Consider the following 13369-nt stretch of genomic DNA (forward strand, 5'->3'; position numbering starts at 1 on the left):
TTTCAGACCTTTTATTTCACGTAATTGAATGTGGCTGAATAGCAGCCCCGATGAGTCATCGTCGGGGCGTTTTTTTATGCGCCTACGTTAGAGTAAATGCTTTAATTTGCGCAGTCTTTTGCTAAAATGAGACTGTTTCTTGAGGAAAACCAATCGTCTTTGTTCTCGAGAACTCGCTTTTTCCCAATTTTTTGAATTCATTTCTCAGGCCGGTCCGCAGCAGCGAGACTGGCCTCATTTTTATCCTTCTTCATGCCCCTTTGGTAATAAACTTTCAGTTTCGTTTGTGATAATCCTTTCGTCACATTTTTATAACTTGGGTGATGAAAACGGTGCCAAGGGTGTGAAAAGTTAATTCTCACAGCAGCCAAACAGGCTATCTATATGATTATAAAGGGTAGTGTGGTCGCGGGGCGCGTATCGAGATGACGGGCGGAGGGCGCTTGTCTGAGGCTGGGGAGGGATGAAAGTCTTTCAATCAGCGGAGGGTCAACTCCGCTCATTGTCGCATGGAAGAGGAGCGGGTTACTCCTCTGTCTGATGCTCTTCGTCGGTGTCTGCCGGGTCGCTATCGGCATTGGACTGGTACCAGCCACTCAGTGTCTGTGCCAGCTTCTCAACCCCGATATTGGTCAGGGAGGAGAATGCTTCAACCTGGATCTGCGGACCCAGCTCAGCCACCGCCTGGCGCACCTTGATCACCTGGTTGTTGCGGGGACCGGGGCTCAGCTTGTCAGCCTTGGTCAGCAGCAGCATCACCGGCAGTTCGCGATGGGAGCTCCACTCCAGCATGTTCATGTCGGTCTCTTTGAGCGGATGGCGGATGTCCATCAGGATGACCAGCCCTTTCAAGGACTCCCGGCGTTGCAGATATTCTGCCAGGGACTTTTGCCACTTAAGCTTCATTTCCAGCGGGACTTGTGCATAACCGTAGCCAGGCAGGTCGACCAGGCGCTTGCCCGGCTCCAGTTCAAACAGGTTGATCAGCTGGGTACGACCCGGCGTCTTACTGGTGCGCGCCAGATTCTTGTGTTTGGTCAAGGTATTCAATGCGGAGGATTTGCCGGCGTTGGAACGCCCTGCAAACGCAATCTCGACACCCCCATCATGTGGCAGGTGGCGGATGTCGGGTGCGCTGGTCACAAAATGCACCTTATTGAAATTCAGAGTTTGTGTATCCAACGTAAATTCCCCATAGAGAGAGAGGGTTATAGAGTTACTTTTTTGTGAAATCGTGTAAAATGGCGTCGCTTAAACGCGTTTATTTTAACATGCCTTCGGCGGCATGGGATCTGGAAGCCTAATAACGAGAAAGTTGGAACGCCATGAAGAACCTAGTCATTACACTTGCTCTGATGGTTGGCGTAACTGGGATGGCACAAGCCAAGGGCGATGCCGCTGCGGGACAAACCAAGGCTGCCGTCTGTGCGGCCTGTCATGGACCGGACGGCAACAGCCCAGTCGACATGTATCCCAAGATTGCTGGTCAGCACGCATCATATATCAAAAAACAATTAGTTGAACTGAAGGCTGCCGCTTCCGGCCAAACTGGTCGGGTGGCCCCCGTCATGGGACCCATGGCACTGCCCTTGTCCGATCAGGACATGGATGACCTGGCTGCCTACTTCTCCAGCCAGAAGGTCACTCCGATCGCCGTGCCTGACGAGGTGGTCGCTGCAGGCAAGGCGCTTTACATGGGTGGAGACATGGCACGTGGCCTGGCGGCCTGCACCGCCTGTCATGGGCCCCGTGGATCCGGCGTCGAGCAGGCCAAGTACCCCAGTCTGTCGGGGCAGCACCCGGCTTACATCAAGGCCCAGCTGGTCGCCTTCCGTTCGGCGACACGGGACAATGATCCCAACGGTATGATGCGGGATGTGGCCAAGAAGCTGACGGATCAGGATATCGAGGCGCTCTCCAAATATGTGGCAGGCCTGCACTGATCACTTCCTGAATCTATCTTGTTGAAAAGCACAGGGAACCATGGCGTTCCCTGTGCTTTTTTGACATTGTTCTCAACTTGTCAAAGTAGCCTGCCATTTTGTGAGAGATTTTCCATTCTCACGGCTTTCCGTGGCTGAAAAAAGTATGAAATCCATATTGTATAGTCTATGTATTTCAATCTGTTAATGGCAGATTCTGCCTTATATCAGTACTTGGGTGCGTCCTTGGTTGATTGAGCAGGGCGTGAAAATTGTTACAGTGTGCACATGGATTGATCGTGCAGGGCGGGACACCGCGTTCGCCGGTATGACAGGAGGTCGGCTCAAGGCATGGTGGTGATGAGCCGCACATGCAAAGACCAGGATGGTGACCGCCAGGGATGCGCGGAGTTGCGGGATGCAACCACCCCAGTGGGAGGCAGGATGCCACCAGTTCGGGTTAAACAAGCACACGCATATTCAGGACAGGCCAACAAGGGTCAGGAAGACCCAACGACATGATGCGCAGCAGTACGCCCAGGGACAAGGCGATGAGACACCAGGGAACGGGACTCGCATGACAGGATCAAGGCAGCTTCGGCTGCCTTTTTTCTATTGGGTCATTAACCCGCCAAGGCATTCTGTGTCAAAATACCAGCAACATGCCCAGAGGATGCCGATCCTGCGGTGTTCAGCGACCCAAAATGGTCGAATTGGTGCGGGATCCCACTCTTGTTCCAGATTTACTGTTCCCCGCTTCAGCATGCTCCCCGGACGAAACGATACCGGGCGGGTTCAATCCAGTTATTTGTCGGAGTCATTCATGTCGGCCAAACAACCCACCCGCAAGCCTACCGGCAAGCGCAAAGAATCAGATGCCAGTGCCCAGGAAGGTCGTGAGCGCAAGCGCGCCGCCAAGCGCAAGGGCTTGAAGGCGGGCTCCCGCCAGCAGGTCGATCAGGCCACCAAAAAAGGCGGCAACAAGCAGGCCAAGGATCCGCGCATCGGTTCCCGCAAACCCATCGCCCTCGTCGTGGACGAGAAGAGCAGCAAGCCGCAGGCACCCAAGGCCATTAAAGAGAAAAAGCTGGTGATGACGCCCGAGCAGGAGCTGGCCTCCATCGAGAATGATGATCGCCTCAACGATCTGCTGGATCGCCTCGATGCCGGTGAAACACTGGAAGCGGCAGAACAGGCCTGGGTCGACCAGCGTGTCGATCGCTATCAGGAGCTGATGGACGAGCTCGGCATCATCGACACAGACGAAGATGACGACGGTGACTTCGACGACATCGAGTATGAAGAATCCAAGGCACCGGCTTCCGAAGACGAGCTGTGGGAGCGTTTCAACCAGGCTGACTACCAGCCTGAAGCCAAGCCCGAGCCGAAGAAAAAGTGATGAGTGGATGGATGCTGGCCGCCCTGTTGGGGGGCCTTCTCTTGCTGGGGCTGGCGGTCTACGCCGGCACCCTGCTGGCCCGCCTGAAGCGGCAGCAGGATATGCAGCAGCGGGCAATTTCCGCCCGCAACGAGCGGATTCTCGAGAGCGTCAGGGTCATCGCCCATGCGGTGCGGGATGGTCAGTGCGACTACTCCGAAGGCGCCATCCGGCTGACCAACCTGCTGGATGCCTTGCAGATCAAGGGGGGGCGAGCCTTCGCCGACGAATTCCCCGGTCTGTACGGCCTCTACGACAAGGTGAAAGAGATGCCGACCCACGAGGCGCGGCGCGCCCTCAAGCGCAACGAAGTGATGAAGATGGATCTCGAACGCAGCGGCTACGAGGCCGAGCTGGAGGCGAAGATCCTCGACGATGTCGCCAGACTGAAGGATTTTCAGTTAAGCCGGTGAACGGATAACAAAGAAAGAGGAAGCAAGCGTGCAAGCAGAACAGATTGTGTGGGATCAGGCCCTGATCGAGAAATATAACTACAGCGGCCCGCGTTATACCTCCTATCCCACCGCGCTGGAATTCAACGAGGACTTCGGCTATCCGGACTTCGTCCAGGCTGCGGGCCAGTATCCGGCGCGAAATCTGTCGCTCTACGTGCACATCCCCTTCTGCCACAAGCTCTGCTACTACTGCGGCTGCAACAAGGTGATCACCCGTCACCAGCACAAGGCCGATCACTATCTCGATTACCTCGAGCGTGAAATCAAGGCCCAGGCTCCCCTGTTCAAGGAGCGTCTGGTGACCCAGTTGCACTGGGGTGGCGGCACGCCCACCTACCTGAACGAACCCCAGACCCGTCGCCTCATGGCCATGCTCCGGGAGCATTTCCATTTCGCCGAGGAGGGGGAGATCAGCATAGAGGTGGATCCGCGCGAGATTGAGCTCTCCATGCTGGATGTGCTGCGTGAGCTCGGCTTCAACCGCATCAGCCTGGGCGTGCAGGATTTCAACAAAGAGGTGCAGGTCGCGGTCAACCGCGAGCAGGACAACGACTTCATCCGCGCCATGTTGGTGCGGGCCCGCGAACTGGGGTTCCGCTCCACCAACCTCGACCTCATCTACGGCCTGCCGCACCAGAACCGGGAGAGCTTCCACCACACCCTGGAGGAAGTGCTCAAGACCGACCCGGCGCGCCTTTCCATCTTCAACTACGCTCACCTGCCGAGCCGCTTCGCCGCCCAGCACAAGCTGAAGGAGGCGGACATGCCGGCCCCCCGGGAGAAGCTGGCCATGTTGCAGGACACCATCGCCTTCCTGACCGGTCGCGGTTATCAGTTCATCGGCATGGATCACTTCGCCAAGCCCGATGACGAACTGGCCGTGGCCCAGCGCGAGGGCAAGCTGCACCGCAACTTCCAGGGCTATACCACTCAGGGAGACTGCGATCTGCTGGGGCTGGGTGTCTCTTCCATCAGCATGATCGGCGATGCCTATTCCCAGAACCAGAAAGAGCTCAAGGCTTACTACGCCCAGGTGGAGGCGCTCGGCCACGCCCAGTGGAAGGGGTGCTCCCTCAATCGGGATGACCTGATCCGCCGCGAGGTGATCAAGCGCCTCATCTGCGACTTCTCCCTGAACTTTGCCGCCGTCGAGCAGGCCCACGACCTGGTGTTCAAGGAGTACTTTGCCGAGGATCTCAAGCTGCTGCAGACCTTTATCGATGACGGCCTGGTACGCATGACGGACGAGGGACTGGAGGTGGTCTCCACCGGCCAGCTGCTGATCCGCAACATCTGCATGTGCTTCGACGTCTACCTGCGCAGCAAGGCGCGCCAGCAGCAGTTCTCCCGGGTGATCTGAGCCGGTCGCTGCCGTTGGAAAATAAAAAAACCGCCTCCCGGCGGTTTTTTTATTGGGTTTGTTCCTGCTCAGCGCTGAGCCGCGCGGGCACGCAGTTCGGCCTTCTCGGTCTCGCTCAGGAAGGCCAGGGTCAGGCCGTTTTGCTGGGCGGTGCGGATTTCGCCTGCCGTCATGCCGGCGGCCGGTGCGGCCACTTCATACTCGTGGGGCAGGTCGATCCCCTCCACTGCGGGATCGTCGGTGTTGAGACAGGCCAGTACACCGGCGGCCAGGAACTGGCGGATAGGATGCTCGGCCAGGCTCGCCACCGTGGTGGTCTGCAGGTTGGAGGTGAGGCAGGACTCGATGCCGATACGGTGCTCCGCCAGGTAGGCCATCAGGGCCGGATCCTGAATCGCCTTGACGCCGTGACCGATGCGTTCGGCACCGAGGTCGCGGATGGCCTGCCACATGCTTGCGGGGCCCGCTGCTTCACCGGCGTGCACGGTCACGCGCATGCCCGCATCCCGCACCCGGCGGAAGTGGTCGGTAAAGAGTTCACCCGGGAAGCCCAGCTCGTCGCCGGCCAGATCGACGGCGACCAGCTTGTCGCGATGGGCCAGGCAGGCCTCCAGCTCGGCCCGGCACTGTTCGGTGCCGAAGGTGCGGCTCATGATGCCGATCAGGTTGGTCTTGACGCCGAAGTCACGGCTGCCGGCGGCCACACCGTCGATGACGGCCTCGACCACGCCCTGCGGGTGCAGCTTGTGGGCCATCGCCATGTAGGCCGGGCTGAAGCGCAGTTCGGCATAGTCGATACCGGCGCGGAGCAGATCTTCCACGTTCTCGTAGGCAACCCGGCGACAGGCGTCATAGTCGGCCAGCACGGCCACGCCCCAGTCCAGTTTCTTCAGGAAGGCCACCAGGCTCGGCTCGTTCTCGACGATCTGCACGTGAGGGCGCAGGGCTTCCAGTTCATCGGCCGGCAGTCGGATGTTGTGCTGACGTCCCAGCTCGAGAATGGTCTGCGGGCGGATGTTGCCATCCAGATGGCGATGCAGGTCGGTCAGGGGGAGGGATCTGTCAATCATTGGGCACCTTCTGCGAGTCGGGTTGGAAAGCCTGCCATTCTAGGCGGGGCGCTCGAAAAAGATACCCCGTTTTAAGGCAAACGGGGTCGGATTGATCAGGCTTTCCCTCAAGGCGTGATGGGAATCGTTTTTCCCGTAAACTCAGGGAATGTCGAGCTCCTTGAGCTTGCGGGTCAGGGTATTGCGGCCCCAGCCGAGCAGGCGGGCAGCCTCCTGCTTGTGACCATGGGTGTGGTCCAGCGCCGTTTCCAGCATGATCCGTTCGAACTGGGGCATGGCATCCGCCAGGATGTCGGTCTCCCCCAGTGCCAGCTTGGCGGCCACCCAGTCTTGCAGCTGCTGCTGCCAGCCGCCGGGCAGTGCGGGCTGGCCGGGCTCTGCCGTGGTGGTGATGGGGGTCAGCAGCTCGGTGGGCAGGTCGCTCACCAGCACCTCCTGACCCGAGGCCATCACGGTGAGCCAGCGACAGACGTTCTCCAGCTGGCGCACGTTGCCCGGCCAGGGCAGGCGGCTGATGTAGGTCTGGGTATCCGGGTGCAGGCTCTTGGCCTCCACGTTGAGCTCCTTGGCGGCCCGGAGCAGGAAGTGCCGGGCCAGCTGGGGGATATCCTCCCGCCGCTCCTTGAGGGCCGGGATGTGAATGCGGATGACGTTGAGGCGATGGAACAGATCCTCGCGAAACTCGCCATCCGACACCCGTTTCTCCAGATTCTGGTGGGTGGCGGCGATGATCCGCACGTCCACCTGCACCGGCTGATGGCCGCCGACCCGGTAGAACTGGCCGTCTGCCAGCACCCGCAGCAGCCGGGTCTGCACATCCAGTGGCATGTCGCCTATCTCGTCGAGAAACAGGGTGCCACCGTCGGCCTGCTCGAAGCGGCCGTGGCGGATGTTGTTGGCACCGGTGAAGGCCCCCTTCTCGTGGCCGAATAGCTCGGATTCGATAAGATCCTTCGGGATGGCCGCCATGTTGAGGGCGATGAAGTTCTTGTGGGCACGGGGGCTGTGCTTGTGCAGCGCGTGGGCGACCAGCTCCTTGCCGGTGCCGCTCTGGCCGTTGATAAGTACCGAGATGCTGGAGCGCGACAACCGGCCGATGGCGCGGAACACCTCCTGCATGGCGGGAGCCTCACCGATGATCTCGGGCGTGGTGGTAGCCTCCTGCTGGCGCGCCTTGCGCTTGGTGCGCTGCTCCTTGAGGTGGTTCTCGGCGCGGCGCACCAGGGTGACCGCCTCGTCGATGTCGAACGGTTTGGGCAGGTATTCGAAGGCACCGCGCTGGTAGGCGTTGACTGCGGAGTCGAGGTCCGAGTGCGCCGTCATGATGATGATGGGCAGGTCGGCCTGGCGGCGATGGATCTGTTCCAGCAGGCTCAGGCCGTCTATGCCCGGCATGCGGATGTCCGAGAGGATCACGTCCGGCGAGCGCATCTCCAGGGAGCTCAGCAGGGCTTCGCCGTCGGCAAAGCTCTCGCATTCGAAGCCTTCGCTGCCAAGGGTGCGCTCCAGGACCCACCGGATGGAGCTGTCGTCATCGACGATCCACACTTTTGCTGTCATGAGGTTCCCTTACTTGCGAAGTGGTAGGTAGATGGTGAATTCGGTGTGACCGGGCCAGCTGATGCAATCGATGCGCCCCTTGTGCTGATCGATCAGATTCTGGGCGATGGAGAGGCCGAGGCCGGTGCCCCCCTCCTTGCCGGTGATCATGGGGTAGAAGAGGGTGTCGCGAATGGCGTCGGGAATGCCGGGCCCGTTGTCGATGATCTTGATCTCGGCCGCGAGACGATAGCGTTGGCCGTGGATGGTGATCTGGAAAGCGGTACGGGTCTTGATGCGGATGAGCCCGGCCTGATCCCCGAGGGCCTCGGCGGCGTTGCGCACTATGTTGAGAAACGCCTGCTGCAGCTGATCCGATTCCATCTCGAATTCGGGAATGCTGGGGTCGTAATCCCGCTCGATGCGGATCTGGGGGGGCAGTTCCAGATCCACCAGGCGGCGCACCTGCTCCAGTACGGAGTGGACGTTGTGCACCTTGTGCTGGCCGGGGCGCTGGGGGCCGAGCAACCGGTCGACCAGCACCCGCAGACGATCGGCCTGCTCGATGATGATGCCGGTGTATTCCCTCAGAGCCGGGTCGGGCAGCTCCTTTTGCAACAGCTGGGCCGCACCGCGCAGGCCGCCGAGGGGATTCTTGATCTCGTGAGCCAGACCGCGTACCAGCTCCTTGGCTGCCTGCTGCTGGGCATGTTGCTGCAGCTCCTGGCTGATCTTCTTCTGCTGATCGATCTTGCGCAGCTCCACCACCATCAACCGCTGCTCGTGATCGGCCATGGGGCTGACGCTGATCTCCACGAGTCTGGGCTCCCCTTCAACCACCAGGGTCACCTCGCTGTCGGTGAAGCCCTGCCCCGAAATGAGGCACTGCTTGAAGCGTTGCAGATCGAGGGAGATATGTTCCAGCAGATGGGGCAGCTCGATGCCGATGAGTCGCCGCTCGCTGAGGGAAAGCAGTTGTTCTGCCGCCGGGTTGACGAATTGAATGCAGAGCCGCTCATCCATCAGGATGACGGCGGTCAGCAGGTTGTCCAAGAGTGTCTTGGCGTGATCCATGCGGGTTGGCACTGGTTTCTCCCTAAAACGGTGCTGCACACCAATTATGCACCAATATGGTGCATCAAGTTTACCCGCATCGGTGCATCACATCATCCCTAATTGGTCTTGGGAGTGGCCTTGGCGGCCTGATTCACCCTCGTTCGATGCAGGTAAAAGGTGGCTGGCTTAGATTTAGCAAGGATCGTACCGTCTTTGGCGAGTAGTTCGAGCTGGGCCTCGTAGGCGCCGCGATCGAGGTTTTCGACCCGGATGGCAAGGCTGTTGTGGGCGAGGGGGGCGGCCTTGCCATTGAGGATAAGGCGCATGTCGTATTGCCCCGGCGGCTGGGGAGAGACCTGACCCTGAAAGACGATGTTGCCTGTGTTGTCGCGCAAGGTGCTGCCCGGCTCCGGGGAGAGCAGTTCTATCACCAGGGGGGCTGCTTCCTGGGCTTTCTTGGCATCGGCGCCGGTCAGGTGGTTGAAGTCATCGACCTGGACCGAGTGGGGGGAGGTTCCGACCAGAGGAGAGACCCGCATGTCCACCTCTTTCGCGTTCTTGCCCGGGGGAGGGGCATCGGTGTAATGGGTCACCCCCTGGGGGTCGACCCAGGAGTAGACCTTGGCCGCCTGCGCGGTGCAGGAGGCGATCAGCAGGAGGCTCAGCATCCAGGGTACAGTGTTCATCCATCTCTCCTTGACGGGGTTCACCTTAATCCTATCAGAGAAAAAAGCATCGGGCCGACAGTCGGCACACTGATCACGCTGCGATCTCAGCCAGGGTGATACCGCGACGTGATCGTGAAAATCCCGATGTTTTTCAGCAGTCTGAATGAAAAAACCCGCCTGATGGCGGGTTTGTCACAATGATGCGGATTAGACGGAGTAGTACAGCTCGAACTCCAGCGGGTGCGGAGTCATGCGAACGCGGTCTACGTCGTGCTGCTTCAGCTCCAGGTAGGAGTTGATGAAGTCGTCGCTGAACACGCCACCACGGGTCAGGAACTCGCGGTCTGCGTCCAGGGCGGCCAGGGCTTCGTCCAGAGAGCCGGCCACGGTCGGCACTTCGGCAGCTTCTTCCGGCGGCAGATCGTACAGGTTCTTGTCCATGGCATCGCCCGGGTGGATCTTGTTGATGATGCCATCCAGGCCGGCCATCAGCTGGGCAGCGAAGGCCAGGTACGGGTTGGCAGCCGGATCCGGGAAGCGCACTTCGATGCGGCGAGCTTTCGGGCTCGGCACCACAGGGATACGGATGGAGGCAGAGCGGTTGCGGGCAGAGTAAGCCAGCATGACCGGTGCTTCATAACCCGGCACCAGACGCTTGTAGGAGTTGGTGGTCGGGTTGGCAAAGGCGTTGATGGCCTTGGCGTGCTTGATGATGCCGCCGATGTAGTGCAGTGCCATCTCGGACAGACCGCCATACAGGTCGCCTGCGAACAGGTTGACGCCGTCTTTGGCCAGGGACTGGTGGCAGTGCATGCCGGAGCCGTTGTCACCGAACATGGGTTTCGGCATGAAGGTGACGGTCTTGTTGTAAGCGTGGGCCACGTTGTGGATCACGTACTTCAGGACCTGTACTTCGTCAGCCTTCAGGGTGAGGGTGTTGAAGCGGGTCGCGATCTCGTTCTGACCGGCAGTGGCCACTTCGTGGTGGTGAGCCTCGACGACCTGGCCCATCTCTTCCAGCACCAGGCACATGGCGGCGCGGATGTCCTGGGAGGAGTCAACCGGTGCAACCGGGAAGTAGCCGCCCTTGACGAAGGGACGGTGGCCCTTGTTGCCGTGCTCGTAGTCGGTACCGGAGTTCCAGGCAGCTTCTTCGGATTCGATCTTCACGAAGCTGTGGCCCATGGTGTTGGAGAAGGTGATGTTGTCGAACATGAAGAATTCCGGCTCCGGCCCGAACAGCACGGTGTCAGCGATGCCGCTGGACTTCAGGAAATCTTCGGCACGCTTGGCGATGGAGCGCGGGTCGCGGTCATAGCCTTGCATGGTGGCAGGTTCAAGCACGTCACAGACGATGTTCAGGGTGGTCTCTTCGGTGAACGGGTCCAGTTTGGCGGAGGCCGCATCCGGCATCAGCACCATGTCAGACTCGTTGATACCCTTCCAGCCGCCGATGGAGGAGCCATCGAACATCTTGCCGTCTTCGAAGAAGTCTTCGTCGACCTGGTGGGCAGGGATGGATACGTGCTGCTCTTTACCCTTGGTGTCGGTAAAACGCAGATCGACAAACTTGACTTCGTGTTCCTGGATCAGGGCCAAAACGTTCTGGGCTGACATGCTAAGTAACCTCCGGTGTTAAAACTCTTTGGGTGAATGCGTCGTCATATTCACATAAGCCAGTATCGTGCCAAGTTTGTGACAGCCTGATTTCAGGGCACTTGCACCGTTTCAGGTTGTCGGGACACCCGCTCTCAAGCCGGTTGCTGCATTAAAGTGGTGCAACCTTGGATCGTTTTGGTGCACCACCATGGTGCGCCAGCGTATCCAGGCCATCTAAGCAGGGTTTTGCGCCGGGGTCCATGATCCCGATCCTCCCTTGTGCGCGAATGTGTTGCAATTCTGCTAGGCAGATCACAAAGGCGAGAGTACAATTAGCGCCCAATTTTACCCGGTGTATTGAGGCGAGAATGTTAGAGAATTTACGCAATATTGCGATTATTGCGCACGTTGACCACGGCAAAACCACGCTGGTGGACAAGCTGCTGCAGCAATCCGGCACTCTGGATCGCACCAGCGAAGGTCAGGAACGGATCATGGACTCCAATGATCTGGAACGGGAACGTGGCATCACCATTCTCGCCAAGAACACTGCGATCCGCTGGAACGACTACCGCATCAACATCGTGGATACCCCGGGTCACGCCGACTTCGGTGGTGAAGTTGAGCGTGTGCTCTCCATGGTTGACTCCGTACTGCTGCTGGTCGACGCCGTTGACGGCCCGATGCCGCAGACCCGTTTCGTGACCCAGAAGGCGTTCGCCCAGGGTCTGAAGCCGATCGTGGTCATCAACAAGATCGACCGTCCGGGTGCTCGTCCTGACTGGGTAATGGATCAGGTCTTCGATCTGTTCGACAACCTGGGCGCCACCGATGAGCAACTGGACTTCAAGGTTGTTTACGCCTCTGCACTGAACGGTTGGGCCACCCTGGATCAGGACGTCCCGTCCGAGAACATGGAACCCCTGTTCCAGGCCATCGTCGACAACGTGGAAGCCCCCAAGGCTGACGTTGACGGTGCCTTCCAGATGCAAATCTCCCAGCTGGACTACAACTCCTACGTGGGCGTCATCGGTATCGGCCGCATCACCCGTGGTCGCGTCAAGACCAACCAGCAGGTCACCATCGTCGGTGCCAACGGCAAGCCCCGTACCGGCAAGGTTGGCCAGGTGCTGGGTTACCTGGGCCTGTCCCGTACCGAAGTGACCGACGCGCAAGCGGGCGACATCATCGCCATCACCGGTCTGGGCGAGCTGAAGATCTCCGACACCATCTGTGACAACAGTGCCGTCGAAGCCCTGCCGCCGCTCTCCGTTGACGAGCCGACCGTGAACATGACCTTCCAGGTCAACACCTCGCCGTTCGCCGGTAAAGAAGGCAAGTTCGTCACCTCCCGCAACATCCTGGAGCGTCTGAACCAGGAGCTGGTCCACAACGTGGCCCTGCGCGTGGAAGAGACCGAAGATCCGGACAAGTTCCGTGTCTCCGGCCGTGGTGAACTGCACCTGTCCATCCTGATCGAAAACATGCGTCGCGAAGGTTACGAACTGGCGGTATCCCGTCCGGAAGTTATCCTGCGTACCGTGAATGGCGAACTGCAAGAACCGTTCGAAACCGTCACTGTGGACGTGGAAGAAGCGCATCAGGGTTCCGTGATGGAGCAGCTCGGCCTGCGTAAAGGCGAGATGACCAACATGACCCCGGATGGCAAGGGTCGCGTCCGTCTGGACTTCATCATCCCGAGCCGCGGTCTGATCGGCTTCCAGACCGAGTTCCTGACCATGACTTCCGGTACCGGTCTGCTGTACCACACCTTCGACCACTACGGTCCGCACAAGGGTGGCAGCATCGGTGAGCGTCAGAACGGCGTGCTGATCTCCAACGCCACCGGCAAGGCACTGACCTTCGCCCTGTTCGGTCTGCAAGACCGTGGTCGTCTGTTCATCGGTCACGCGACCGAGGTGTACGAAGGTCAGGTGATCGGGATCCACTCCCGTTCCAACGACCTGACCGTCAACTGCCTGAAAGGCAAGCAGCTGACCAACATGCGTGCCTCCGGTACCGACGAAGCCCAGGTGCTGACTCCGCCGATCCGCATGACCCTGGAACAGGCCCTCGAGTTCATCGACAACGATGAGCTGGTGGAGATCACCCCCAAGGCCATCCGTATCCGTAAAAAGCTGCTGACCGAACTGGATCGCAAGCGCGCAGGCCGTGCTTGATATCTGTTCATCGACAGACAGAGAGAGGCCTCAGGGCCTCTTTTTTTATGGCCGCGAGACGGAGGCAAGGTCGTTGCCACAC

At 59.5% G+C, this 13369-nt stretch carries 11 protein-coding genes; 5 read left to right on the plus strand and 6 right to left on the minus strand.

The genetic code is table 11. The features are described from left to right. Positions 1 to 525: 525 nt before the first annotated feature. Positions 526 to 1182 carry a ribosome biogenesis GTP-binding protein YihA/YsxC gene (yihA, locus tag BN1136_RS03120; RefSeq protein ID WP_043763412.1) on the minus strand — a complete coding sequence of 219 codons (657 nt, stop codon included), beginning with the start codon at positions 1180 to 1182 and terminating at the stop codon, positions 526 to 528. 143 nt (positions 1183 to 1325) lie between these two features. Here yihA and BN1136_RS03125 point away from each other — a divergent pair, with 143 nt between their 5' ends. From BN1136_RS03125 to hemN, 4 genes are all read left to right on the plus strand, one after another. Beyond that, positions 1326 to 1943, plus strand: coding sequence for a c-type cytochrome (locus tag BN1136_RS03125; protein ID WP_043763410.1), 618 nt, complete (start codon positions 1326 to 1328; stop codon positions 1941 to 1943). A gap of 802 nt (positions 1944 to 2745) precedes the next feature. Then, entirely contained in the window at positions 2746 to 3321 is a 576-nt protein-coding gene (gene yihI / locus BN1136_RS03130; protein ID WP_043763407.1) for a Der GTPase-activating protein YihI, read from the plus strand. Positions 3322 to 3332: 11 nt separating this feature from the next. Further along, positions 3333 to 3773 carry a DUF2489 domain-containing protein gene (locus tag BN1136_RS03135; protein WP_043763405.1) on the plus strand — a complete coding sequence of 147 codons (441 nt, stop codon included), beginning with the start codon at positions 3333 to 3335 and terminating at the stop codon, positions 3771 to 3773. A gap of 28 nt (positions 3774 to 3801) precedes the next feature. After that, positions 3802 to 5175, plus strand: coding sequence for an oxygen-independent coproporphyrinogen III oxidase (hemN, locus tag BN1136_RS03140; RefSeq protein WP_043763402.1), 1374 nt, complete (start codon positions 3802 to 3804; stop codon positions 5173 to 5175). A gap of 68 nt (positions 5176 to 5243) precedes the next feature. Here the strand turns inward: hemN and add are convergent, their stop codons facing one another. The 5 genes from add to glnA all read right to left on the minus strand — a co-directional run bounded on the left by add (position 5244) and on the right by glnA (position 11125). Further along, positions 5244 to 6245, minus strand: a complete 1002-nt coding sequence (add, locus tag BN1136_RS03145) for an adenosine deaminase (RefSeq protein ID WP_043763399.1) — start codon at positions 6243 to 6245, stop codon at positions 5244 to 5246. A gap of 141 nt (positions 6246 to 6386) precedes the next feature. Beyond that, positions 6387 to 7805, minus strand: coding sequence for a nitrogen regulation protein NR(I) (glnG, locus tag BN1136_RS03150; protein ID WP_043763397.1), 1419 nt, complete (start codon positions 7803 to 7805; stop codon positions 6387 to 6389). A gap of 9 nt (positions 7806 to 7814) precedes the next feature. Beyond that, the gene (gene glnL / locus BN1136_RS03155; RefSeq protein WP_043763393.1) at positions 7815 to 8870 is read right to left on the minus strand and encodes a nitrogen regulation protein NR(II); all 1056 of its coding nucleotides are present in this window, start codon (positions 8868 to 8870) and stop codon (positions 7815 to 7817) included. An 86-nt stretch (positions 8871 to 8956) separates the two neighbouring features. Continuing rightward, on the minus strand, positions 8957 to 9526 hold the full coding sequence (locus BN1136_RS03160) for a DUF4124 domain-containing protein (RefSeq protein WP_043763391.1): 570 nt from the start codon (positions 9524 to 9526) through the stop codon (positions 8957 to 8959). 189 nt (positions 9527 to 9715) lie between these two features. Next, positions 9716 to 11125 (minus strand): glutamate--ammonia ligase, encoded by a 1410-nt coding sequence (glnA, locus tag BN1136_RS03165; protein WP_043763389.1) that lies wholly within the window; start codon positions 11123 to 11125, stop codon positions 9716 to 9718. Positions 11126 to 11475: 350 nt separating this feature from the next. Between glnA and typA the strand changes: the two genes are divergently transcribed. Continuing rightward, positions 11476 to 13287 carry a translational GTPase TypA gene (typA, locus tag BN1136_RS03170; protein WP_043763388.1) on the plus strand — a complete coding sequence of 604 codons (1812 nt, stop codon included), beginning with the start codon at positions 11476 to 11478 and terminating at the stop codon, positions 13285 to 13287. Positions 13288 to 13369: the final 82 nt, after the last annotated feature.

This window comes from Aeromonas taiwanensis (assembly GCF_000820165.1).
Taxonomy (GTDB): Bacteria; Pseudomonadota; Gammaproteobacteria; order Enterobacterales; family Aeromonadaceae; genus Aeromonas; species Aeromonas taiwanensis.

Bases quoted from the DNA above. Each gene is read 5' to 3' on its own strand.
- add (WP_043763399.1), bottom strand. From the start codon at position 6,245: ATGATTGACAGATCCCTCCCCCTGACCGACCTGCATCGCCATCTGGAT.
- BN1136_RS03160 (WP_043763391.1), bottom strand. From the start codon at position 9,526: ATGAACACTGTACCCTGGATGCTGAGCCTCCTGCTGATCGCCTCCTGC.
- yihI (WP_043763407.1), top strand. From the start codon at position 2,746: ATGTCGGCCAAACAACCCACCCGCAAGCCTACCGGCAAGCGCAAAGAA.
- BN1136_RS03135 (WP_043763405.1), top strand. From the start codon at position 3,333: ATGCTGGCCGCCCTGTTGGGGGGCCTTCTCTTGCTGGGGCTGGCGGTC.
- BN1136_RS03125 (WP_043763410.1), top strand. From the start codon at position 1,326: ATGAAGAACCTAGTCATTACACTTGCTCTGATGGTTGGCGTAACTGGG.
- typA (WP_043763388.1), top strand. From the start codon at position 11,476: ATGTTAGAGAATTTACGCAATATTGCGATTATTGCGCACGTTGACCAC.
- glnA (WP_043763389.1), bottom strand. From the start codon at position 11,125: ATGTCAGCCCAGAACGTTTTGGCCCTGATCCAGGAACACGAAGTCAAG.
- glnG (WP_043763397.1), bottom strand. From the start codon at position 7,805: ATGACAGCAAAAGTGTGGATCGTCGATGACGACAGCTCCATCCGGTGG.